This window comes from Acidimicrobiales bacterium (assembly GCA_022452035.1).
Classification (GTDB): Bacteria; Actinomycetota; Acidimicrobiia; order Acidimicrobiales; family MedAcidi-G1; genus UBA9410.
Window position 1 is genome coordinate 81351 of sequence record JAKURV010000004.1, and the last position, 23838, is coordinate 105188.

Sequence of the window (23838 nt, forward strand, 5' to 3'; positions counted from 1 at the left end):
AGTCCTCTGTGATCACTCCGGCGGCTACCGGATTGAACCCCTCTGGCCAGTCGGGCCTCAGATGGCCAGGGCTATCTGGGGGACCGAAGGTCCCGAGTTCAAATCTCGGCAGCCCGACAAACAGTGTGCAGGTCAGGCGTGGTCGTTGGGCCTATCGGTTGGAGAGGCGGGCAGTGGTTCAGTGAACCGGCCTTCGGTGGCCCGGCGGAGCGTCCCCGCTTGCTCGGCGAGCCGGGCTTCTGGGTTGAGACGACGACCGAGGAGGTCGACCCGCAGTCCGGTGGTGTTGATTGTCGGGATCCCGGCTTCGGCTAGGCCAGCGAAACGCGAGGCTAGGGCCTCCTTCTTACGGACCTGGTGGGGTTGGAGCTCGTCGAACTCACGGGGGTCTATCGGCCTACCGAGCACCAGGGCGCCAGCTTCCACTGCTGACCGCACTAGGGCCTCGCCAGTAGGGGTGCGGACGATGATCCCGTTGAAACCCTCGTCATCGCCCGTTGGGGCCCCACCGGGCCAGACGTCGGCGGCTGCTATGTCGGCCGCTTCGCCAAGGGCGTCGGGGCAGAACTTGCAGCGGGTCTCAACCTTCCAGCCGGCCTCGTCTTCCCACATCTCGAGGTAGGTCCTTTCGAACGACCTGCCATCGGTGGTCTCGACCCGGGTGGGTCCGGGGTTTCCGTGGCCGCGGTAGCGGAACAGAGATACCTCATCCTCGTCTACACCTACTTCGGCGAGCACATCGGCTGATTTCTCGAGACGGGACTGGCCGCCACATACCAGGGCCAGTCGGGCCACACACAGGTCGTCGACCCGGGGGTCGGAGGCCGCGTGGGCGTGAAGGGCTCCTAGGTCACAGGGCTTGGCGATGACGGCGAACGGCTCTGCCCGGTCGAGGACAGGGCCCAGGCCGGCTAGTGGGGCAGTCGGTCCGTAACGGGATCCGGTATTGGCGAGCACCTCTTTGGCGGTTTGGCTCAGCACCCAGTGGCTGCGCATCGGGTATTTCGGGTCGGCTCCGACGTGAAGCACCGTATCGACGGTTCCGGTGTCTATGAGGTGCATGCCGAGGGCGGTCAACACGCCTCCGGTGGCCGCACGGAACCGGACCTTCGGGTCGCCGGCCCACCCGTAGCGCATTGTCGAGAAGGCCCCCCACACCGGGTCGGCTTCAAGGTCGGGCGTCTGGCGTGGGGCGGCTACCACACCCGGGCAGGCGGCCAGCAACACTGCCTCCTCTTCGGGCGAGAACCGTTCGGCCGGGGTGGGCCGCAGACTGCCCGTTGGGGTCATGACCATGGGAATGCGGCCTTGGGTCACGGTCTCGCAGAGGCCGCAGCCGACGCACAGGCCGCTGGTGACGACCTCGGCGATGCTGTTTGCAGTCCGGTGCATGTCTGGTCAGGCCATCAGACGATGCGCAAAGAGCGCCTCGTAGTGGGGGCGACACGTTGAGTAGGCGTGCCTCAGGAGGTCGTTGTGGTCGATCGATACGTAATCGCGCTGCTGGATGGTGAGCCCGGTGGACGTACGCAGGTTGTCGTGCCATGAACCGCTGTCGTACCAACTCATGGCCTCCTCTCTGGGGGCCGCCCAGTGCAGGGCCTCGGCCAGGAACGGGATACCGACAGCGTCACACCACGCCGAGGTGATGCCATCCGGGTCGGCCATGAGGTCCTCCGCGTCGATGACGGGTGGTGGTGTACCCCGGTGTTCGGTGAGTCGGTCGAACAGGGACCGTTGCTCGGCGAAGCCTGTCTCGGCGATCTCGAAGTCCGGCCACTTGTCGTACATCGAGGGCAGGGTCTTGGCCGGATCACGGATTAGGAAGGAATGGTTGAAGTGGTCGAGGAAGTCGTCGTCGGCCATGTGGGTTACGTAGTGCGGGAACTCCTTGACGAACACGGGCCCCGTTTCGGCGGCCGCCCGGAGGTCGGACCAGACCGAGGCCGAGGTCAGCCCGGGTTTCGGTCCGCCCGCCCGTTGCGGAGGGCACCGCCGGTCCTCGCCGAGGTACCAGGCCTCGCCGAACGGTTCGTGGAGACAGTGGTGGTCCTTTCGTTCGCGCATCATCTGCTCGAAGGCCGTGGATCGTGAGCGGGGTACCGCCCACAGGGCGAGGATCGTGTGCATTCAGAGGGTCCCGAGCAGTAGGCCGTGGTCGCGGACGGGGATCCCGAGGTCGAGCTCGCGGAGCATTCCCCAGAAGAGGGCGTTGTCGGATGCCACGACCGGCTTATCGAACATGGCTTCCAGAGCCGGTACATGAGGTGCCGTCCGGAAGCCGGCGCCGGTTTGCACCACGACGTCGGCGTCCCGGGCCGCCTCGTGGGCTAGGCGGATGCTCTCCATGACGTCGCGGTCCGGGTGGTCCCACACTGTCTGGTCCTCGACCTCCAACTGCTCTTCCAGGGTGGCGTAAAGGCCCTGGTCGCGCATGTGGCCGCTGGACAGGATCTCGAATCCGGCCTGTTCCAGATAGCGGTTGATGCCGTCCCTCCAGTCGTCTCGGTAGTAGGCGTTACTGACAGCGATCCGCCTGGCCCCGAGGTGGCGTAGTGCCTCGACGATGCAGTGTCCAGCCATGAGGAAGCGGGCACCGATCCGCTCGCTGAGGTCGTCGCAGTACCTGGTGATCTGGTCTGGCGTCGTACCGGTGCAGTGCACCCAGTTGCTGCCGGCCTGGCCGATCACTTGGCAATGCGACTCGGCCAGACAGGTGGCCGCTTCGTCCAGTAGGTCGAAATTGCGAGTCCGGTCGTTGAGGTGGTACTCGTAGCCGGGGATGTGAAGCGCCCGTTGCATGGCGCCTACCCCTTCGGGGGCGACGGCCGTGAACTGCTGCACCACGTCGTCGAAATAGCGCGGTGTCGTGACGAAGCCCGAGTAGCCGATGTAGCGCTTGCGGGTGATGTCGGTGGTTAACACGTGTCCTCCTGGGGTTCGTTGCCGCTGTTGGCGAGCGCCATCCAGAAGCTGGTCAGGTCCGGCGCATGGCGAAGGTCGCGGGCGGTGGCGATCATGGCGTCGGCGTCGATTCGGTTGCCGACCAGCAGCCGGAACTTGGCCTCCAACTCGTCGGAGGTGAGGGGCTGGTGCATTGAGCCCCTCTGGCCGCACACCCGCACGTGGTGCTCCGTGCCGTTCGTGCACACCACTCGTAGGCCGCCGGCCATCTTCCAGGCGTAGCTGGCATCGCACCATTCGGCGGCGGCCATGGAGACCACCCGGGCTTGGAGGTCGGCTAGCGCCGGATCGGCGATGCGTTCGGCGGTATAGGTGGACGGGTCGGACGGGTCAGCCAGAAAGGCGGCCGCCACGTTGAACGGTCCGCTGTACTGGGACGCCATCACCGAGGTGGTTCCATCCTGGGAATTCTGCTCGGCGGCCTTGGTCGGCACCTCGGCGTGGATCTCGGCGATGTCGTCGGCACGGACGCCCCGACCGCGGATCTCGAGGGCCGCGTCAATGAGCGGGTGGATATCGCTGCAGGCCGCATACGGCTTGACGGTGATCTCGTCGATCATCCACCGATCACCGAGGTTGTCGGTGAGGAGGTTGACAGCGGGTTCGGTTGTCGAGATCCGACAGAACCCATATCTGCCGGCCAGTCCGTCAGCGGGTCCGTCGAAGCCGTCGGCTGCCAGCAGGGCGGCCGTTAACCCGCCCTCCGCCGCCCTGCCGGCATGGAGTCGCTTGGTATCTCCTCCACTCTGGTTGAACTCGGTGGTTCCCGACGAGAAGGTGGCGGCAATTCCCAGGGCGTGAGTCATCATCCCGGATCCGAAGTCCAGGAGGTGTCCAACCGCTGCGGCAGAACCAAACACCCCGGACTGGCCGGTGGGGTGGTAGCCAGCCAGCATGTGGGATGCCGGCCCAACGGCGATGCCGGCTCGTCCCATCGCTTCGTACCCAACCACGATCGCCTCCAGGACGGCCAGCCCCGAGGCGCCGGTTTCGGCGGCGATGGCGAGCACTGCTGGGATGACGACCGCTCCGGGGTGCGAGATGGCCTCCTCGTGCACGTCGTCCAACTCGAAGGCGTGGCCTGACGCCCCGTTGGCGAAGGCGGCCATCGGAGCCGAGGTAGCGAACCCTGAGCCGACGACCGGACATGGACCACCGTCACCACCAGTACGACGGGCGTGGGCGGCTGCCCGCTGGCTCCACGGCTGGCCGGCTCCGAACACCATGCATCCCAGAGTGTCGACTAGGCAGTCGACGGCACGGTCGATGTGATCGTCGCTGATCCGCAGTGCCGGGTCGGCGAGGAAGCCTCCCAGTTCTCGGGTAGCGGTCATCGTCCCAGCGCAGCGCGGACCAGGTCGTGCAGGTGGGGGACGGCGTCCTCGGAGTGGACGGTGGCCACGCCGTCGGGACGTTCGATGAGCGGACCGGGGACGTAGCCCCGACTGCGCAGACCCCGTTGGACGGAATCCAAGATTGAGAAGTCTTCGCTGACCGTGGTCCGCCAGTCCAGGTCGATGATCTCGTCCTGTTCAGCGGTCGGGGTATCGCCGTCGAACCACCACTCGCGGATTAAGAGGGTGCGGTCCACGGCCAGGGGTACCCACCGGAAGGTGTTGAGCACCTCGCCGGGATAGCACTGGATTGATGACACCGGGAACACGAAGAACGATTCGTACGGCTGGCCTCCCTCGGCTAGGGCGTACCCGGTGCTGGCCGGCGCTTCGGCGCTGTGGCGGATGGTCTGGCCGCGACCGGTGATGCGGTAGCTGCCGGGGGACACGACGCCCTTGGTGAACGACTTGTGCACGTTGGGGCAGTGGTAGCACTCGTTGTAGTTCTCGACGGCCAGCTTCCAGTTGGCGCTGACCAGGTGGGTGCGCCGATGGGTGAGGGTGCGGCCGGCCGCGCTGGGTGCCACGGCCAGCAGCTCGTCCTCGATGTCGGGCACGGTGTCGGACAGGCTGGCTGCGTCATCGTCCAGGTTGACCCACAGGAAGCCACCGAGCGTGTCTAGCCGGACCGGCGGCACGCAGATCTCGCCGACCGACTCGCCACGGGCGTGCAGCAAGCGGCCGTCGAGGTCGTAGTTCCAGGCGTGGTACGGGCAGGTCAGGCTGCTGGTGTGGCCGGCATCGTCGGTCAACAGTTCGTGGCCGCGGTGCTGGCACACGTTGTACATGGCGTGCAGCGAGCCGTCGGCCAGCCGGGTCACCGCCACCCCCTGGTCGCCGACGGTAGCGGTGAGGTAGTCGCCGGGTTCGGTGAGTTGGCCGATGTGACCGACTAGCTGCCAGGTGCGGGCGAAAATGCGGTCCAGTTCGTCGGCGAACACGACCGGGTCGGTGTACCAGTCGCCGGAGAGAGCTCGGCGGTGGTCGCTCAATGGGGGCTCCTCGACGGTGAGAGGGGCGGTACAGCCGGCGCAGGCTAGGGCAGGTCGGCTAGGGCGTCCACCAGGTGGTCCATCCGGTGGGGGAGGTTGATGTCGCTGCGTAGATAGCGCTTTTCGAGACCCCGGAAGGACACCGAGCCGTCCTTGACGATGACGCCTCGTTCGAGCAGGTCTTTGAACACCAGTGTGGAGTCGGTGTCGGGGTCGAGAATTTCGATGAGCATGAAGTTGGAGCGGGTGCCGGGTACCAGCCGGAAGCGGTCCAGTTCGGCGAAGCGGGCGGTGGCGTGGGCTTTGCCCTCGAGGATGGCGGTAATGGTGCGGTCGACGTGCTCGTCGTCGGTCAGGGCGGCGATCCCGCCGGCGATCTGGAGTCGGCCCACGTTCCAGGTGGGCTTGACGGCCAGCAGCGGCGGGATCAGGTTGGGGTGGGCCACACCAAAACCGAGTCGCAGCCCGGCCAGGCCGAACGCCTTGGAGAAGGTGCGCAGCACGATGAGGTTGTCGTATTCGGCAGCCAGGTGGATGTAGCCGGGCGTGTCCGAGTAGTGCACGTATGCCTCGTCGAGGGCCACCAGGGCGTGGGGGGCGGCCTCGACGATGCGGCGTACGTCGGCCTCTTCGAGCCAGGTGCCCGACGGCGAGTGGGGGTTGGTGACGAACACGATGCGGGTGTCGGGTCCGATGGCGTCGATGTAGGCGTCGACCTCGCAGGTCATGGTGGGTGTGTCGATGTACACCGGCTGGCGGCCTTCGGCTTCGGCGAACAGGTGGTATATCGGAAAGCACGGCCGGGTCATGAGCACCTGGCCGCCTGGTTCGGCGAACGCCCGGATGATGAGGGCGATGACTTCGGTTTCGCCGGAGCCGCACACGAAGTTTTCGGGGGCGTAGCCGTATTTGGCGGCCAGAGCCTCGCGCAGCGGTTCGGCCGTCCACGGCGAGTACATGTGGACGTTGTCCAACTCGGCGGTGATTGAGGCCACGGCCTTAGGGGAGGGGCCGAACGGGTTTTCGGCTGAGCCCAGCTTGGCGACCTCGTCGGCGGGGATCCCGTAGTGGGCGGTCACCCAGTCGGCGGGTAGTCCGGGCACGTAGAACTCGGGGTTTTTCAGGTTGGGGTTGGCCAGGTGGAGGTCCATAGGGTCACTCCTCGACGTACACGCCGGCTGCGCGTCGGTGCTGGTGGAACTGATCGATGGCTTCGGCGGCCTCGGTGCGGCTGTCGGCCACCATGAACGCCAGCAGGGTCTCGAGCAGGGCGACGACGCCCAGCACGCTGGCGAAGAACAGCGGGGTCTCGGCGGGGGTGGTGAACACGTGGTCGGCGTCGAGGGCCGGCGGTGCGGTGCGACTGTCGGTGACGGTCACCACGGTGATGTCGCGTGCACGGGCCAGGCGGGTGGCTTCGACGATCTCGGCCCGGTACGGGGCGAAGGTCATGGCGATAAGCACGTCGCCGGCGCCCATGCGGCCGATGTCGTCGATGGGCAGGCCCTCGTTGGTGGGGAGGGCCCACAGCCCGGGGACGGCCATGGAGCCGACATAGCAGAAGTGGCGGGCTAGGGGCAGCAGGGCGCCGACGCCGAAGACCCCGGTGCGGGGGGCGGCGAGGATGGTGTCGGCCACCGTCTGGAGTTCGACGGTGTCGAGGTCTTCGAACACCTGCTCGACGATCCCCAGGTTGGATGAGGCCAGATCGGCCAGCAGGTCGCCGTGGTGCTCGGCGCCGGCCAGGGTCTGGAGCCAGCGGGCCTTGTCGGGGAACGAGGTTCCGGGGGCGGTGACCTCGTGACGGAACGGATCGCGTAGGTCTTCGTAGCCGTCAAAGCCGACGGCCCGGGCCAGGCGGACCAGGGTGTTGGGCTTGACGCCGGCCGCTTCGGCCAGCTGGCGCATCGAGAGCACGGCGACCTGTTCGGGGCGGTCGAGCATGTGGCGGGCCGCCTGGCGGACCTGGGGGGTGAGGTCGTTGTAGGCGTCGGCCAGCCGGTCCAGCAACTCGTTTGACGACAGCGGTGCGGGGGCCATGGACGTCGCGTTCATGATCGTACAAGTGTACCATTATTGAAATAAAATCGGACAAATGTCCGCTATCTCGTTAGTCGTTTCGTGGGAGTCCCCTCATGTCCATGCCCGATCACACCCGGGTCGTCGTCGTCGGTGGTGGCATCGTCGGTGCCAGTGTCCTTTACCACCTCGTCGAGGAGGGGTGGACCGATGCCCTACTCATCGAGAAGGCCGAGTTCACGTCCGGCTCCACGTGGCACGCCGCCGGCCAGGTCACCCACTCAGTGTCCAGTTACACGCTGGCCTTCATGCGCAAGTACGCCACTGAGCTCTACGCAGCGCTCGAGGCCGAGACCGGGGTGGCTACCTCGTGGCACGAATCAGGCTCCTTCCGGGTGGCCTACGAGCCCATCGAGGTCGACTGGTTGAAGGGCCAACTGGGGGTCGGCGCCTACGCCGGGCTCGAGATGGACTGGGTGGGCCCCGAAGTGGTCGCCGAGCACCACCCCCTCTACGACGTGTCGAACGTCGTGGGCGCCATCTGGACGCCCCGGGACGGCCATGTCGACCCGTCAGGCGCCACCAACGCCATGCTCACCGGGGCCCGCAACCGGGGTGCCTCCACCTCTCGCCGCAACCGGGTGCTCGAGATCAACCGACGCCCGGACGGCGACTGGGACGTCGTAACCGAACAGGGCACCGTCACCTGCGAGCACGTGGTCAACGCCGCCGGCTGCTACGCCGACCGGGTGGCCCGCATGGTCGGCCTGCGGGTGCCGATGGCCAACGCCCTTCACGCCTATGTCATCACCGAGCCGGTGCCTGAGATCACCGCCCTTGACCGTGAGCTGCCGGTCATGCGCGACGACTACCTCTCGGGATACATCCGCCAGGAACAGGAGTCGGGCCTCATCGGCATCTACGAGCAGGTCGGAGCCGAGGCGGCCTGGAATGACCAGCCGGGGTGGGAACTCGAGAACCCGCTGTTCCCGATCGACTACGACATCATCGGCGACCGGCTCATGCGGGCCTTCGAGTGCATGCCGTGCCTCGAGCCCCGAGGCATCAAGCAGACCATCCGAGGGGCCATCACCCACACCCCGGACGGCGAGGCCATGCTCGGCATGTCGGGCATCCCCAACTTCTGGATGGCTTGCGGCGCCCAGGTCGGCCTGGCAGACGGCCCCGGGCTGGGCCGGGAGCTAGCCCGCTGGATGGTGCATGGCGAGACGGTTCTCAGCGTGCGGAGCTACGACCCGCGCCGGTTCGGGTTCGTGCCCGACGGCGACTACGGGCGGGAGAAGGGCGTCGAGGACTACATGTACCGGCACCAGACGCCGGTGCCGGGCCTCGAGCACCCTCATCTCCGCCCCTTGAAGGCCACGCCGGCCTACGAACGCCAGGCTGAGCTGGGCGCCGTGTTCACCCAGGTGTACGGCTGGGAGCGCCCTAAGTGGTATCCGGGGGCCGCCGGACTACCCGTCGAGGACGATGTCGGGTTCCGGCACGTGCGCTGGTTTGAGCCGGTGCGGGAGGAGGTTCGGGCCGTGCGGGAGGGGGTCGCGCTGCTCGACATGACAGCGTTCGCCAAGTTCGACCTGATGGGTCCGGACGCCTTCGAGGTACTGGACGGGCTGTGCGCCAACCGGCTCCCGAAGGTAGGCCGCATCGGCCTCAACTACTTCCTCACCCCAACCGGACGGGTCGAGAGCGAGATGACGGTGACCCGCTTGGCCGACGACCACTTCTACCTCGTGTCGGCTGCGGTGGGGGAGCTAAAGGACCGCGAGTACATGACCACCCACTGGCCGACCGGGCTCGACGCCATCCTGACCACAGTGTCCGAGGCCTTCGGTGTGCTGTCGGTGGTCGGGCCGTCGGCCCGCGACCTGCTGGCTCGATGCACCGCTACTGACGTGTCCAACAGGGCCTTCCCGTGGCTGACCGCTCAGCAGATCATCGTGTGCGGGGTGGAGGTGCGGGCCCTGCGGGTGGGCTTTGTCGGCGAGTTGGGCTGGGAGCTTCATGCCCCGCTGGCCGACATGGGCACCCTGTATGACGGTCTGTGGGCCGCTGGTACCGACATCGGGGTCGCCAACGCCGGCCACCACGCTGTCAACTGCCTGCGCATGGAGAAGGGCTACCGCACCTCGCGGGACATGACCCACGACGTCGACCCTGTCGAGGCCGGCCTCGGGTTCTTTATCAAGCGTGACAAGGGAGACTTCGTCGGCCGGGACGCCCTGCTAGCCCGCGACGAGCAGTCCCGCCGCTGGGCGTCGGCATACCTGGAGGTCGAGTGCGACATCGCCGAGTGCATCGGCGGTGAAGGGGTGTTTCGTGGCGACCGGGCCGTGGGCCTCACCTCGTCAGGCGGTTACGGCTACACCACCGGCAGGGTGTACGCCTTCGCCTTCGTGTCACCCGACGACGCTGTGCCTGGCACCGACCTGGAGGTCATGATTCTTGGCGACCGGTACCCGGCCCGGGTGCTCGCCGAGGCCGCCTACGATCCCGGAAACGAACGGCTCCGGAGCTAGGGGCGGATCGGCCCGGAATCGGCCGGCTCCAGAGTTGGGGATAGTTCAGGCCGGGGTGAGACGACCAGGGGGTGTGATTTGAGGATCACCCGGATCACGATGTGGGGGCTGGACCTTCCCCTGAAGCGGCCTTACTCGCTATCGGGCGGGCGACTCCACTTCGAGCGCCTTGACTCCACCATCTTGCGGCTTGACACCGACGAGGGGCTCGTCGGCTGGGGCGAAGGATGTCCATGGGGGTCCACCTACCTGCCGGCCTTCGCCGGTGGAATCCGAGCCGGCGTGGCTGAACTGGCTCCCACCGTTCTAGGACTAGACCCCCGTCGTACCGACGTCGTCTACAGAGCCATGGACCTGGCTCTACCCGGTCACGGCTACGTGAAGTCCGCCATCGACATGGCCTGCTGGGATCTTGCCGCCCAGGCGGCTGGCCTCCCGCTCTGTGATCTGCTGGGCGGGAGGACAGATGGCTCAGTGCGGCTCCACTCGTCCATACCATCAGGCACCCCCGACGAACTCCTGGCCGAGATCGACTTGGCTAGGGCCGAGGGCTACACATTTCACTCGGCCAAGATCGGCGCCGATGTAGAAGCTGACGTTGAACGCATACGGACCCTCGACGCAGCCATGGTCCCAGGCGAGGAACTCACTTTTGACGTCAATCGCTCCTGGACTCCCGCCGAGGCAATCACCGCGCTGAACACCACCCGGGAGATTCTCCGAGTGGTGGAGCAGCCCTGCGAGACCTACGGGCAACATCTGGCAGTGCGGGCCGCGGTCGGCCAGCCCCTGGCTATCGACGAGTCGCTCGTCACCGTCGATGACATGATCCGGGCGGTCGGCGACCGGGCCTGCGAGGTGGTCGGTCTGAAGGTCGGCAGAGTGGGAGGGATCACTCCGGCCCGTCGCATCCGGGACGTGGCGGCGGCAGCGGGGATCCGGATGAACATCGAGGACACCGGGGGTACCGCCCTATCGGCCAGCGCGACGGTACATCTGGCCCAGGCGACTCCTGAGCCGTTGCGTCGGGCCACCTGGCTGTGTGTCGGCCACCTGACTGACAACCCGGTGGAGGGAGGTGTGGCCAACGACGGGGGTACGGCTACCGCCCCGGACTCCCCAGGCATCGGTGCGGTTCCCGACCAGGCCGCGCTCGGCCAATCGCTGGCCATCTTTGAGGCCGACCGGTGAATAGCCCCCTCGGTCACCTACTCGGATGGGACCGAAGAACTGTTTCACCTAGGCATTCGTTGCACACTTCGTTGCACAGAATGCACATCACCACACGGACACAGGCGTATCCGTCAGACACACATCGTTGAATCCACGGGCGCTAGCGGTCCAGACGGACACTCCGGACAGATTTCTGTGATCTACCGGACCAGTGGCAGTTGGCGAATGTCGCCTACCCCCTCTTTCTCAGACAGGGTCGAGTTAACGATGGGGTAGGGGCTTGTGCGTTGCTCCCAGCGTTGCTCCCAGAGAGTGTTTGTACTGAAAACGAGAGCACCGCAGGTCGTTGACCTGCGGCGTCAAGTGGAGCTAGAGGGAATTGAACCCTCGACCTCTTCCATGCCATGGAAGCGCTCTGCCAACTGAGCTATAGCCCCGGGGAGCCGACAATCTACCAGCGGCCCATTGGGACTCGACTCGGCCATCGGGTATCCGGGCACCGGACTACAGCGCCCCCGTCGTAGCCTCAACGGCGATGTCCGAGCGCTACGACCCCCAGAGCATCGAGGCCCGCTGGCAGCAGCGGTGGTCCGACGAGGGCACCTATCAGGTCGACAACGACGACGCCCGCCCGCCCTTCTACGTGCTCTCGATGTATCCGTACCCGAGCGGTCCGGCCCACATGGGTCACGTGCGGAACTACACGATGGGCGACCTCCTGGTCCGCTACCGCACCATGCGGGGAGATGGTGTGCTGTCGCCCATCGGGTTCGACTCCTTCGGGCTGCCGGCCGAGAACGCGGCCATCCAAACCGGTACTCACCCCCGAATCCACACCGACGCCAACGTTGAGGCCCTCTCGGACTCGTTGCGGCGGATCGGTGCCGTCTACGACTGGCGCCGGGCGGTGAAGAGCCACGACCCCACGTACATCCGGTGGACACAGTGGATCTTCTTGAAGTTCTACGAGGCGGGCCTCGTCTACCGCGACAACGCGCCTGTCAACTGGTGTCCAGGCTGCCAGACAGTGCTGGCCAATGAGCAGGTCCTGGGCGACGGGACCTGCGAACGTTCTGGCGACCCCGTTGAGCAGCGAGACATGGAGCAGTGGTTCTACCGGATTACCGCCTACGCCCAGCAACTCCTTGACGATATGGACAACGTCGACTGGCCCGAGAAGGTCAAAGTCATGCAGCGCCACTGGATCGGACGGTCGGAGGGAGCCGAGTTTGGCCTACCTGTATCCAACGCCGACGGATCAGCCCGAGAGGATGTGGCGCCGCTGGCCGTCTTCACGACTCGGCCCGACACGTCGTTCGGCATGACGTTCGCCGTCATCTCACCCGAGCATCCCCGGGTCGACGAGTTGACTACCGACAACGAGAGGGCCACCGTCGACGCCTTCCGGGCCTCGGTGGCCGGCCGGTCTGAGATCGACCGGCTTTCCACCGAGGGTTCGCTGGACAAGCGCGGCGTGGCCACCGGGTGCCGGGTCGTGAACCCGTTCACCGGGCAGGCCATTCCGGTCTTCCTGGCCGACTACGTGCTCATGACCTACGGGACGGGGGCCATCATGGCCGTACCCGGCGAGGACCAGCGCGACTGGGACTTCGCCGTTGCGCACGGCTGCGAGATCATCCGCACCGTCCAACCACCCGACGACTTTGACGGCGAGGCCTACGTCGGCGAGGGGCCGGCCATCAACTCGTCGTTCCTAAACGGCCTGGAGGTGGCCGAGGCCAAGGTGGCGGCCATCGACTGGCTGGAGGCTGGGGGGCACGGCGTCCGGAAAGTCAATTACCGCCTGCGAGACTGGTTGCTGTCCCGCCAGCGGTACTGGGGCTGTCCGATCCCCATCGTCTACTGCGATGACTGCGGTGAGCAGCCGGTGCCCGTCGGCCAGCTTCCGGTAGACCTGCCTGACGACGTTGAGTTCATGCCCACCGGACAGTCACCGCTGACCACCCACGAGGGCTTCCTGAACGCCTCATGTCCGGCCTGCGGGGGTCCGGCTCGTCGCGAGACCGACACCATGGACACCTTCGTGGACTCGTCCTGGTACTTCCTCCGGTTCGCCGATCCGTGGAATGACGAGGCGCCCTTCTCGCCCGACGCGGCAGCCCGCTGGTTGCCCGTTGACCAGTACATCGGAGGCGTGGAGCACGCCATCCTCCATCTCATGTACGCCCGCTTCTTTACCAAGGCCCTGGCCGACGTCGGCGTGGCCCCTGAAGGGCTTCGAGAACCATTCCAACGGCTTTTCACCCAGGGGATGATCCGCCTCGGCGGCACCAAGATGTCCAAGTCGAGAGGCAACCTCGTCGCCCCCGAGGAGATCCTCGACGACCAGGGGGCCGATGCCCTTCGCCTGGCCCACCTCCAGGTCAAGCCCCCGCAGGAGGACGTGGACTGGGAAGACTTCGGGATCGACGGGTGCGCCAAGTTTCTGGCCCGAGTTTGGCGCCTAGCTGTGCCCGGTTCGGACCTGTTCGCCGAGGCGAGGACCGGTGAGACCACCGAGGCCGACACGGAGATTGACCGGACCACCCACCGGCTGGTGGCCCGCATCACCGACGAGTACGACCGATGGTCATACAACACGGCTGTTGCCGGCTTCATGGAGTTCACTAACACGCTCTACCGGTACGTGCAGACTGACGACGGTCCGCACGCCGCGACCCTGGATGCCGCGGTAGACGCCCTGCTTCAGGTCATGGCTCCGGCCGCTCCCCACTTGTGTGCCGAACTGTGGGAGACACGGCGAGGAGGCCATGTGCACCTGGAATCGTGGCCCGAGGCCGACCCGGCCAAGCTGATCGATGACATGGTCACCATGGTGATCCAGGTAAACGGCAAGGTCCGCGATCGGGTGGAGGTTTCGGCTGACCTGGATGAGGCGGGTGCCGAAGCCGCCGCCCTGGCCTCCGAACGGGTCCAGGCCGCCCTGGCCGGTGTAGAGCCCCGGAAAGTCATCACCCGGCCGCCTCGCCTGGTCAACGTCGTCGTTTGAGCGGCCGTTAACGGTCTAGCCGTCGTCGTGGCTGCGGAGGAACCTCTCTAGCTCGGCCGCCAGTTGGTCGCCGTCGGGCAGTTGACCCCGGACGTCGTGGAGGTCGTCGTAGGCCGCCTCCAGCCTCTCCAGCATCGTCACGTGCTCCGGGTTACGGGCCACTAGATCATCCAACCGAGCCCGGGTGGCGAGGGAAGCTTCAGATAGCGGGCCCTCGTCGACTGTGGCCCCCGAGAGATGTGCCAGGCCGGCAAGCAGCGCTAGGGCGGCCGGCGGATACGAGGTAGCCGAAAGGTAGTGAGGAACCTGAGCCCACAGGCCAATCGCTGAGATACCGGCCCGGCTGGCCTCCATCTCGATCACGGCCTGGGCCCCGGCAGGAACCTCGACGGTGGCCGTCACAAAGTCCAGACGTTCGGTCAGGTCGGCACTGCCGGCCGTACACGACAGGCGGGTTGGACGAGTGTGGGGGACGGCAGCCGGATAGGCGCCGAGGCCGACCACCATCTGGACACCGAACTGGCGACATAGGTCGACCACGGCCTCGGCGAAGCCCCGCCACTCGTGGTCGGGCTCCGGACCGTGCAGGACCAACACGTCGGTTTCGGTGGTGGACTCAAGAAGGAACAGTTCGAGAGTCGGCCACTCCATACGGCGGCTCACGCCGTCCACCAGGTGGAGGGTGGGGCGCCGGGCCCGGTGATCGAGTAGACGGTCGGTGTCAAAGCGGGCGATCCGACGCCCCGGGTCACCCTCCAGTAGACGCTGGCGTGCCTCTGCTGCAGCGCCGGCGGCGTCGATCCAGCCGTCCAGGGCCAGCAGCAGGACCGGTCCGTCCAGGACGGGAGTCTCCAGGATCTCGAAGAGAGGACGGTCAGCCACGGTCAGGTTCCCGCCGGCAGCCGGGAAGCCATCTCGTGGGCCAGATCGGCAAGGTCGACCACCCTCTGGCCAAAGGCCTCCACCAGCCGGGGATCGTCCTGGTCGCCCATCACGCCCGCTGCGTACCTCGAGTAGACCCCCTCCACGATGCAGGCGATCCGCCAGTAGGCGAAGGCCAGGTAGTAGTCCAACTCGGCCAGGTCCCGTGTTCCGTGGGCCTCATAGAGGGAGCGCACCTCGTCGGTGGTCGGGAACCCCTCGATCGACGTAGGGGGTAGCTGCCCGCCGGTGGCTCGGCTATCGGCGTAGGCCACCATGCCGGCCACGTCGGCCAGTACGTCGCCGGTGGTGCACAGCTCCCAGTCCAGGACAGCCGCCACCTCGCCGGCGGCCGACATCACGCAATTGTCAAGCCGGTAGTCGCCGTGCACGATCCCTGCTCCCTGCTGGGCCGGAACCCGGGCGGCCAGCATCTCGTGGGTCTCCAACACCTGAGGCAGGTCACGGGTGGTGGATCGCTCGAACTGGGTCCGCCATCGCTTCAGCTGGCGCTCTACGTAACCGTCGTGGCGACCCAGGTCTGACAGGCCGACGATTTCCAGGTCAACATCGTGGAGACGGGCTAGGACCTCTACGAGGGCTACACCCATGCGCCGGCGGACATCGACTGGGACCAAGGCGGCGTCTTCCACCGTACGCACTACCAGGCCAAGGACGAAGTCCATGACGTAAAAGGGCGCACCAGTGATCTGGTCGTCCTCACACAGGCCGACCACTGACGGGACGGGGACGTTGCTGTCGGCAAGGGCGTTGATGATCCGGTACTCGCGGGCCATGTCGTGGGCGGTGGCCAGAACGTGGCCCATGGGGGGTCGCCGGAGGACCCACCGCCGGTCGTGGTCATCCGACACGGAGAAGGTCAGGTTGGAGCGCCCACCGGTGATCAACTCAAAATGCAGGTCACCGTCGATTCCCCCAACTCGCCCGTCGAACCACCGGAGCAGGTTGTCGTGGTTGATCCCCGCGGTGTCGGCCATCGCCCCGGGACGGTAGTGGAGGCGCACGACAGGCTGCCTACCCTGACCTCCATGGACGTCACCGACGCAACCTTCCAGACCGAGGTCATTGACCGGTCCCGCCAGGTTCCAGTCGTGGTCGACCTGTGGGCCGAGTGGTGCGGCCCGTGCACCGCCCTGGGGCCGATCCTGGAGAAGGTGGTCGGCGAGACAGGTGGTCAGGTAGTTCTGGCCAAGGTGGACATCGACAAGAACCCAGGGGTGGCCCAGGCGTTCCAGGTTCAGTCCATTCCCGCCGTGTTCGGTTTGGTTGATGGACAGGTCGCCGGGAGTTTTGTCGGAGCGCAGGGCGAAGAAGCCGTCCGGGCGTTCGTGGAGGGCCTACTGCCCACCGAAGAGGTCTCCGAGATGGAGCGCCTGGTGGCCGCTGGTGACGAAGCATCGCTGATTGCCGCCCTAGCTATCGAGAATGACAACGTGGAGGCGGTCACCGCCCTAGCCCTCCTCCTGGTCGAACGCTCCGGCGAGGGCGACCGGGAAGCCGCCCTCAAGCTGTTGGAGCGGATCCCTGAGTCGGCCGAGACACGACGGATCGCCGCCATGGCACGAGTTGAGCCAGTGGAGGACGTCGAGACAACCCTCGGCGAGCTGCTTTTAGCCGTGAAGGACGACGACGAGGCCCGACAGCGCTTTGTAGACCTCCTCGAGGTGCTGGGTCCTGACGACCCGCGCACCGCCGAGTGGCGTCGGCGCCTGACTTCGACCCTGTTCTGATCCCGATCTGACCTGGCGGCCCTTTCGACCGCCGATCCACGTCTTCCACGGAAGTGTCGCGGCCCCTGAGGGCGAGTCGGTTCCGGGTCGGTGGGACAACCTGGCCGGTGCTGTGGGAACTGGGTCACCTGTGACTGCTTCAGTCACCGACAGTCCGACCCCGCGTGTACCGTCGACCGGGTGATCGTCGAGCTGGGAGCCGACCACCGGTACGACTGCTCGACCCGCACCCTGGTTATGGGGATCCTCAACCGGACCCCCGACTCCTTCTGGGACCGGGGACGCTTCTGGGACTTTGACGACTTTCTCCGGTTGGCTGACCGACACGTGGCCAACGGGGCTGATCTTCTTGACGTGGGTGGATCCAAGGCCGGCCCCGGGCCGGAAGTCACGGAGGCCGAGGAGCTGGACCGGGTGGTTCCGGCGGTGGAGGCGCTGCGAGCTCGGTTCGACCTACCAGTCGCGGTGGACACGTTCCGGGGTTCGGTGGTTGCCGAGGCGTTGGCCGTCGGAGCCTGCGTGGGTAACGACATCAGCGGGTTCGCCGACCCGACCTTTTTGCCTGCTTGCGCCCGAGTCGGAGCTTCGGTGGTGGCTACCCACGTCCGGATTGGGCCGCGCATTCCTGACCCGACCCCGCGCTACGACAACGTGGTGCTTGAGGTCCGAGGCTTCCTTGCCGAACGAGTCGCCATGGCCCAAGCAGCGGGAATCCCCGACGAGCGGATCATGATCGACGCCGGCCTCGACCTGGGAAAGACCCCGGACATGTCGGCCCTCTTGCTTCGGAGTTCCGAGGACTTGACGTCCCTCGGGCGACCGGTGTTTCTATCGGCGTCCAATAAGGGCTTTCTCGGTGAGATAACCGGGGCCGCGGTCGACGACCGACGGGAACCATCGTGGGCTGCCCATGCGTTGGGAATCGCCCTCGGGTGCCGGATCATCCGGGCCCACGACGTACGAGGCGGTCGGCGGGTAGCCGATGTCCTGGAAGCGCTGTTGGCCACCGAGAAATTACCGACGGGAGAAATGGCGTGAGCCGACCCATCGTGGTCATCGTGGGAGATGATGATGCCTTGGTCACTGAAGCCCTCCGGGGGGCCGTAGAGGAAGCTCTGGGCGGCGAGGATCGTGCTCTGGCCCTCGAGGAGTTGACTGAGGAGGAGTACCGCCTTGAGGATGGCTTCGAGATCGCGCGCCTGGTGGACGCCGCCCAGACACCGCCGTTTCTCACCGGTCGACGGGTGGTAGTCGGACGCCACGTGGGCCGCTTCGGGACGAAGGACGCAGTGGCCCCCCTCGTCGCCTACCTGGACGCCCCGTTGGATAGCACCTCATTGGTCGTCGTCTGGGAGAAGGGGAGCATGCCGGCCCAGTCCCGGCTCAACCCGCTGCCCGCATCGCTGGCCGAGGCGGTGGCCGGTGCCGGGGGCGAGGTCCGTAGGTGCGGGACGGGTCGGGGGCGAGACGCCGATCGGTGGTTGGAGGATCGGCTGGACATTGCTGCCGTTGAGTTGGACCGACCGGCCAGGAACCTGGTGGTCCGACGTCTGGGCGAGGATCGGGCCCGGATCGTGCCCCTGCTGGACACGCTGGCTGCGGTGTTCGGGATCGGTGCGGCCGTGGGGGTGTCCGACGTGGAACCGTTCCTGGGCACGGGGGGCGACGTGGCGCCGTGGGATCTGACGGACGCCATCGACGCCGGTGACGTCCCAAAGTCTCTGGACTGCCTAGCCAGGATGCTGGACGCCGGTGGGCGGCATCCTCTGGCCGTGATGGCGTCGCTGCACGGGCACTTCGGTCGGCTGCTACGCCTCGACGGGGCGGATGTTCGTAATGAGGTGGAGGTCGCCGACGTGTTAGGGATCAAAGGTTTCCCAGCCAAGAAGGCGCTGCAGATCAGTCGCCGCATAGGCCCGGGGAGGGTGGCCCGGGCGATTCGACTGATAGCGGCCGCCGATCTGGACTTGCGGGGACGTTCGGCCTGGCCGCCAGAATTGGTGGTTGAGGTGTTGGTGGCCCGGTTGGCGAGCCTGGCCCGGCGCTGAGCCAGAGAGGGTGACGGCCGGAGCGGCCGTCGGGGATCAGCCGGAAAGGCCGTTAAGGCGTTTCTGGAGTCGCGACTTGCGACGGGCGGCGGCGTTGGGGTGCAGGATCCGACGATCGCCGGCCCTGTCGATCCGCTTCATGGCGACTGCGGTGGCCTCGGCCACGTTCTCGCCCGACTCAGCGGCCTCGACAGCGCTTCGGATACGGGTCTTCAACTCGGCACGCACAGAACGGTTGCGCAGCCGGCGCTTTTCTGTCTGACGGTTGCGCTTGATCTGGCTCTTGATGTTGGCCACGGGGGATGGTCCCTCTGGGTCGGTGGACGTTTGGTCCGGTTGGGAACCGGCACGGCACACCATGTTACCGGTGGCGTCCTTGGAATGGTTCTTGGCCGACGTGATGCCTGCCCAGCGGCGCGTTAGGCGGGGCTGGGTGCCCGGGGCCACCGTGGAGACGGCCCCCGCCGGTACCGTCAGCGGCGGGATGGACCTCTCGCGGCTGCGCAACACCTCAATCATCGCCCACATCGATCACGGCAAGTCCACGCTCGCCGATCGGATGTTGGAGCTCTGCGGTGCTGTCGATCCGCGCGAGATGCGGGCCCAGTACCTGGACTCCATGGACTTGGAGCGGGAACGGGGCATCACCATCAAGCTCCAGAGCGTTCGCCTGGACTGGAAAGACACGGTAATAAACCTGATCGACACCCCCGGCCACGTGGACTTCGGCTACGAGGTAAGCCGGTCGCTGGCCGCCTGCGAGGGGGTAATCCTGGTCGTGGACGCCGCCCAGGGGATCGAGGCCCAGACCCTGGCCAACTGCTACTTAGCGCTTGAGAACGACTTAGAGATCGTGGCTGCGTTGAACAAGATCGACCTACCGGCCGCCGAGCCCGACCGGTACGCCGAGGAGATTGAGAAGGTCCTCGGCATTACTGCCGAGGATATTCTTCACATCAGTGCCAAGACGGGCGAGGGGGTGGCCGAGCTACTGGACGCCGTGGTGGAGCGGACCTCGCCACCAGTCGGGGACCCCAGCGCTCCACTCCAGGCCCTGGTCTTTGACAGCCACTTTGACCAGTACCGCGGGGTGGTGTCGTCCATCCGGGTGGTGAACGGCCACTTGGATAGGACGGCTTCGCTGCGCTTCATGCAGGCTGGGGCGGTCCATGAGGTCGATGAGATTGGGGTGCGTCGCCCGGACATGACGCCGGTGGACGGCCTCGGCCCCGGCGAGGTGGGGTACCTGCTGGCCGGCATCAAGGACGTGGCCGAGGCCCGGTCCGGAGAGACGGTGACTACCAGCCGACACGGTGCCGACTCACCGCTGGAGGGCTACCGGGAACCCCAGCCCATGGTGTTCAGCGGGCTCTACCCGATCGATGGCGACGAGTTCAATGATCTCCGAGAGGCCTTAGAGAAACTCCGCCTAAACGACTCCAGCTTCACCTATGAACCCGAGACCTCTGGGGCGCTCGGGTTCGGCTTCCGGTGTGGCTTTCTGGGGCTACTTCACATGGAGATCGTTCGCGAGCGTCTGGAGCGGGAGTTCGATCTCAGCCTCATCACCACCGCCCCGTCGGTGGTGTACCGGGTAACTACGACATCGGGTGAGCGGCTGGAGATCGACAACCCGTGTGACCTACCGTCGACGACCGAGATGGCCCGCATCGAGGAGCCATTCCTTCTGGCCGCCATCATTACGCCTACCGACTTCACGGGCACACTCATGGAACTCTGCCAGGAGCGACGGGGTGACTTGGAGGGCCTGTCTTACTTGTCGCCCGAGCGAGTTGAACTCAAGTACCACCTTCCTCTGGCTGAGGTGGTCATTGACTTCTTTGATCAGATGAAGAGCCGCACCCAGGGCTACGCCAGCCTGGACTACGAGCCCGAGGGCTACCGCGAGTCGGACCTGGTTCGGGTGGACATCCTGCTCCACGGCGATCCGGTGGACGCCTTCTCGACGGTGGTCCACCGATCTGCGGCCGAGGTCTACGGGCGAAAGATGACAACCAAACTTAAGGAGCTCATCCCGCGCCAGCAGTTCGAGGTGCCCATTCAGGCGGCTATTGGGGGACGGGTCATCTCCCGGGCGACGGTCCGGGCGTTCCGAAAGGACGTAACGGCCAAACTCTACGGAGGCGACATCACCCGAAAGCGCAAGCTGCTAGAGAAGCAGAAAGAGGGTAAGAAGAAGATGAAGTCCATCGGACGGGTCGACGTGCCCCAGGAGGCCTTCATCTCGGCACTCAAACTCTACGACTGACCATCGGCTGCCGGGGCACGGCAGCCGATGGTCCGGGGGGTGGCCGATAGCATCTGCTCCGTGTTGGAGGACCGCAAGGCGACCATCCTGAGCGCCGTCGTCGAGGAGTACATCAAGACGGCACTGCCGGTGGGCTCGGCCCGGATCGCCGGCTCGCATGAGATCGACGTCTCCTCGGCCACTGTCCGCAACGAGTTGGCCAACCTCGAGGAGCAGGGGTACCTGATGCAGCCCCATACCTCGGCGGGCCGGGTGCCAACCGAGAAGGCCTACCGATTCTTCGTGGATCGGATCGACGGCCCGGGCACCCTGGACGCCGCCGACCGGGAGCAGGTGCAGGCGTTCTTCCGTCGGTCGCACCGGGAGATGGAGCAGATGCTGGCGGAGACCAGCAACCTGTTGGCTGACCTGACGGGGAGCGCGGCCGTGGTCCTTGCCCCCGACCGTGACCAGCAGGAGGTTCGTTCGGTCCAGGTAGTCGGCCTGACCCGGGATCTGGCCCTCTTGGTACTGGTCATGGCCAACGGCACGGTTGAGAAACACACCCTGGAACTGGACGAGGAGGCCGCCGACCCTTCGGAGGCCACCCTGGCGGTGGCGGCCGCCCACCTCTCCGGAGCACTCATCGGCCGCCGGCTACAGGCCGTCGACCGAGCACCGGTGACCGGCGAACCAGCAGTAGACGCCGTACTCGAAACGGTGTCAGACATCCTGGCCGAGCGGTCGGCGCGGGTCGAACGGGCTTGGGTGGGTGGCCGGGCCCAGGTGGCGGCGGCCTTTGGCGAGGTTGAGAGAGTTCGCGAGGTGTTGGACATCTTGGAACGCCAGTTCGTGGTGGTCAGCCTGGTCCGTGACGTAATTGACCGGGGTTTGAGCGTGGCCATCGGAACTGAGACCGGGCTGGAGCCGCTGACGGACTGTTCCGTGGTCGTGGCGCCTTACGAGATTGAGGGCCAGACGGCGGGCTCGATCGGGGTGCTCGGACCGACCCGCATGGACTACACGCAGGCCCTGGCCACAGTGGCCGTGGTGGGACGCCGTCTCGGCGATCGTCTTACCGAGGGCTGATCGGTGACGCGAGACCACTACGAGGTCCTGGGCGTTTCCCCGGACGCCAGCCCGGAGGCAGTGAAGCGGGCCTACCGGCGCCTGGCCCGCCAGCACCACCCCGATGCCAACCAGGGCGATGAGGGAGCGGAAGCCGAGTTCAAGTCAGTAGCCGCCGCCTACGAGGTGCTCTCCGATCCGGACCGCCGCCGAAACTACGACCGGTTCGGCCACGACGGACCATCGACCGGAATGACCGGTGATCCCTTCGGGGGCATCGGCGACATTTTCGAGTCGTTCTTCGGCGGTGGCTTTGGCGGGGCCGGAGGGCGCCGATCGGGTCCGACGACTGGCGAGGACCTCCAGACGACGATCGAGGTTGAGCTGGAGGACGCCGTGTTCGGCTCTGAGGAGGAGATCACGGTCCGGACGGCCGTGGCGTGCGCAGACTGCGAGGCCACTGGTTCGGCACCCGGTACCTCGGTAGAGCGGTGCGGAGGCTGCTCGGGTACTGGCCACGTCCAACGGGTCCGCCAGTCACTGCTGGGCCAGATGGTGACCACCACGTCGTGTCCGACCTGTGGTGGGCGAGGAGAGGTCATCTCGGACCCCTGTGGTGCGTGCCGGGGCGAGGGTCGCCGGGTAGAGGAGCAGTCGTTCACCGTCAACGTTCGGGCCGGGGTCGACGAGGGTACGACTCTGCGGCTTAGCGGTCGAGGGGCGGTGGGGCCGCGTGGCGGCCCGGCCGGCGACCTTTACGTGCACGTGAGGATCCGTCCCCACGCCGTGTTCGAGCGCCATGGCAGTGACCTCATGCATCGGTTGCACCTGCCGGTAACCCAGGCGGCACTCGGCGTGGAACTGGACTACAAGACGCTAGATGGGACCGAGATACTCCGGATCCCCGCCGGGACACAGGGCGGTGAACGGTTCCGTTTCCGAGACCATGGCGTCCCCCACCTCCAGGGACGTGGTCGCGGCGATCTCGTGGTCGAGGTGGTGGTGGACACCCCCATCGACTTGACCGCCGAGGAAGAGGAGATCCTGCGTTCCCTGGCCGCCGAACGCGGTGAGGCGGTGGCCGAACCAGGTGATGGCCTGCTGTCCAGGATCCGCTCAGCTTTCCGATGACCGGTGCGCTGCCCGATGGTCAGGGCGGTCCCCACGCCTACGTCGAAGACCTCGATGAGCCAGCCCTCGCCGACGAGGACCGCCACCACCTAGCCCGGGTGCTTCGCCTCCGCGACGGTGACTCGCTGACCGTCGGAGACGGACTGGGCCGCTGGCGCCCGGCCCGCTTCGGTTCCGACCTCCGGATCGACGGCGAGGTGGTTGAGGTCCCGGCGGCCTCGCGGACGGTGGCCGTAGGCTTCGCCCTAATCAAGGGGGGACGACCGGAGTTAGTGGTCCAGAAGCTGACCGAGCTGGGCGTGGATCGCATCCTTCCGCTGGCTGCGGAACGTTCCGTGGTGCGATGGGACGAGGCCAAAGTTGCCTCACAGTACGAGCGGATGGTTCGGGTTGCCCGGGAAGCCGGTATGCAGTCACGACGGGCGAGGCTGCCCGAGGTCGCCCCGGTGGCCCCGGTGGAGTCCCTGTTGGATGCTGCGATGGCTGATCCGGGCGGGGAAGTGCTAGACGCCGACGTGGACGTGCTTCTGGTGGGCCCGGAAGGTGGTTGGACGCCCGAAGAGCTTCGAGGAAGGCGAC

General features: G+C 66.5%; 20 protein-coding genes and 1 tRNA gene. 10 read left to right on the plus strand and 11 right to left on the minus strand.

Annotated elements, in window-relative coordinates:
* Nucleotides 1-132: 132 nt before the first annotated feature.
* From MK181_02860 to MK181_02890, 7 genes are read right to left on the minus strand one after another with little or no spacing between them, the layout of a single operon-like run.
* A complete protein-coding gene (locus MK181_02860; GenBank protein ID MCH2418733.1) occupies nucleotides 133-1392 on the minus strand; it encodes a Coenzyme F420 hydrogenase/dehydrogenase, beta subunit C-terminal domain in 1260 nt (419 codons plus the stop codon).
* Nucleotides 1393-1398: 6 nt separating this feature from the next.
* Complete coding sequence (locus MK181_02865) at nucleotides 1399-2130, minus strand: hypothetical protein (GenBank protein ID MCH2418734.1); 732 nt, start codon at nucleotides 2128-2130, stop codon at nucleotides 1399-1401.
* Nucleotides 2131-2925: a hypothetical protein gene (locus MK181_02870; GenBank protein ID MCH2418735.1), complete on the minus strand. Its 795-nt coding sequence runs from the start codon at nucleotides 2923-2925 to the stop codon at nucleotides 2131-2133. It lies immediately after the preceding gene.
* Nucleotides 2919-4298, minus strand: coding sequence for an MmgE/PrpD family protein (locus MK181_02875; GenBank protein MCH2418736.1), 1380 nt, complete (start codon nucleotides 4296-4298; stop codon nucleotides 2919-2921). The genes MK181_02870 and MK181_02875 overlap by 7 nt, the downstream gene beginning before the upstream one ends.
* Nucleotides 4295-5350, minus strand: coding sequence for an aromatic ring-hydroxylating dioxygenase subunit alpha (locus MK181_02880; GenBank protein ID MCH2418737.1), 1056 nt, complete (start codon nucleotides 5348-5350; stop codon nucleotides 4295-4297). The genes MK181_02875 and MK181_02880 overlap by 4 nt, the downstream gene beginning before the upstream one ends.
* A 44-nt stretch (nucleotides 5351-5394) precedes the next feature.
* Nucleotides 5395-6501 (minus strand): aminotransferase class I/II-fold pyridoxal phosphate-dependent enzyme, encoded by a 1107-nt coding sequence (locus MK181_02885; protein MCH2418738.1) that lies wholly within the window; start codon nucleotides 6499-6501, stop codon nucleotides 5395-5397.
* Nucleotides 6502-6505: 4 nt separating this feature from the next.
* On the minus strand, nucleotides 6506-7405 hold the full coding sequence (locus MK181_02890) for a MurR/RpiR family transcriptional regulator (protein MCH2418739.1): 900 nt from the start codon (nucleotides 7403-7405) through the stop codon (nucleotides 6506-6508).
* Nucleotides 7406-7491: 86 nt separating this feature from the next.
* Between MK181_02890 and MK181_02895 the strand changes: the two genes are divergently transcribed.
* Nucleotides 7492-9909, plus strand: coding sequence for an FAD-dependent oxidoreductase (locus MK181_02895; protein ID MCH2418740.1), 2418 nt, complete (start codon nucleotides 7492-7494; stop codon nucleotides 9907-9909).
* Nucleotides 9910-9987: 78 nt separating this feature from the next.
* Entirely contained in the window at nucleotides 9988-11100 is a 1113-nt protein-coding gene (locus tag MK181_02900; protein ID MCH2418741.1) for a mandelate racemase/muconate lactonizing enzyme family protein, read from the plus strand.
* Nucleotides 11101-11446: 346 nt separating this feature from the next.
* Here the strand turns inward: MK181_02900 and MK181_02905 are convergent.
* A tRNA-Ala gene (locus MK181_02905) sits at nucleotides 11447-11519 on the minus strand.
* Nucleotides 11520-11617: 98 nt separating this feature from the next.
* Here MK181_02905 and leuS point away from each other — a divergent pair.
* The gene (gene leuS / locus MK181_02910; GenBank protein ID MCH2418742.1) at nucleotides 11618-14092 is read left to right on the plus strand and encodes a leucine--tRNA ligase; all 2475 of its coding nucleotides are present in this window, start codon (nucleotides 11618-11620) and stop codon (nucleotides 14090-14092) included.
* A 15-nt stretch (nucleotides 14093-14107) separates the two neighbouring features.
* Here the strand turns inward: leuS and MK181_02915 are convergent, their stop codons facing one another.
* Both MK181_02915 and MK181_02920 read right to left on the minus strand, forming a co-directional pair.
* Complete coding sequence (locus MK181_02915; protein ID MCH2418743.1) at nucleotides 14108-14974, minus strand: PAC2 family protein; 867 nt, start codon at nucleotides 14972-14974, stop codon at nucleotides 14108-14110.
* A gap of 2 nt (nucleotides 14975-14976) precedes the next feature.
* Nucleotides 14977-16011, minus strand: a complete 1035-nt coding sequence (locus MK181_02920) for a phosphotransferase family protein (protein ID MCH2418744.1) — start codon at nucleotides 16009-16011, stop codon at nucleotides 14977-14979.
* A 51-nt stretch (nucleotides 16012-16062) separates the two neighbouring features.
* On the opposite strand from MK181_02920, the gene MK181_02925 reads away from it, so the two are divergent.
* From MK181_02925 to holA, 3 genes are all read left to right on the plus strand, one after another.
* A complete protein-coding gene (locus MK181_02925; protein ID MCH2418745.1) occupies nucleotides 16063-16764 on the plus strand; it encodes a tetratricopeptide repeat protein in 702 nt (233 codons plus the stop codon).
* A 180-nt stretch (nucleotides 16765-16944) separates the two neighbouring features.
* Nucleotides 16945-17802, plus strand: a complete 858-nt coding sequence (gene folP / locus MK181_02930; GenBank protein ID MCH2418746.1) for a dihydropteroate synthase — start codon at nucleotides 16945-16947, stop codon at nucleotides 17800-17802.
* The gene (holA, locus tag MK181_02935) at nucleotides 17799-18812 is read left to right on the plus strand and encodes a DNA polymerase III subunit delta (protein ID MCH2418747.1); all 1014 of its coding nucleotides are present in this window, start codon (nucleotides 17799-17801) and stop codon (nucleotides 18810-18812) included. Before folP ends, holA begins: the two co-directional genes overlap by 4 nt.
* A 36-nt stretch (nucleotides 18813-18848) precedes the next feature.
* Here the strand turns inward: holA and rpsT are convergent, their stop codons facing one another.
* On the minus strand, nucleotides 18849-19109 hold the full coding sequence (rpsT, locus tag MK181_02940; GenBank protein ID MCH2418748.1) for a 30S ribosomal protein S20: 261 nt from the start codon (nucleotides 19107-19109) through the stop codon (nucleotides 18849-18851).
* Nucleotides 19110-19296: 187 nt separating this feature from the next.
* On the opposite strand from rpsT, the gene lepA reads away from it, so the two are divergent.
* The 4 genes from lepA to MK181_02960 form a co-directional block, all read left to right on the plus strand.
* Nucleotides 19297-21081 (plus strand): translation elongation factor 4, encoded by a 1785-nt coding sequence (gene lepA / locus MK181_02945; GenBank protein MCH2418749.1) that lies wholly within the window; start codon nucleotides 19297-19299, stop codon nucleotides 21079-21081.
* Nucleotides 21082-21120: 39 nt separating this feature from the next.
* On the plus strand, nucleotides 21121-22149 hold the full coding sequence (gene hrcA, locus MK181_02950; GenBank protein ID MCH2418750.1) for a heat-inducible transcriptional repressor HrcA: 1029 nt from the start codon (nucleotides 21121-21123) through the stop codon (nucleotides 22147-22149).
* Nucleotides 22150-22152: 3 nt separating this feature from the next.
* The gene (dnaJ, locus tag MK181_02955; protein ID MCH2418751.1) at nucleotides 22153-23259 is read left to right on the plus strand and encodes a molecular chaperone DnaJ; all 1107 of its coding nucleotides are present in this window, start codon (nucleotides 22153-22155) and stop codon (nucleotides 23257-23259) included.
* Nucleotides 23256-23838, plus strand: a 583-nt coding sequence (locus MK181_02960) for a 16S rRNA (uracil(1498)-N(3))-methyltransferase (GenBank protein MCH2418752.1), incomplete at its 3' end; no start/stop codon positions are given. The genes dnaJ and MK181_02960, both read left to right, overlap by 4 nt.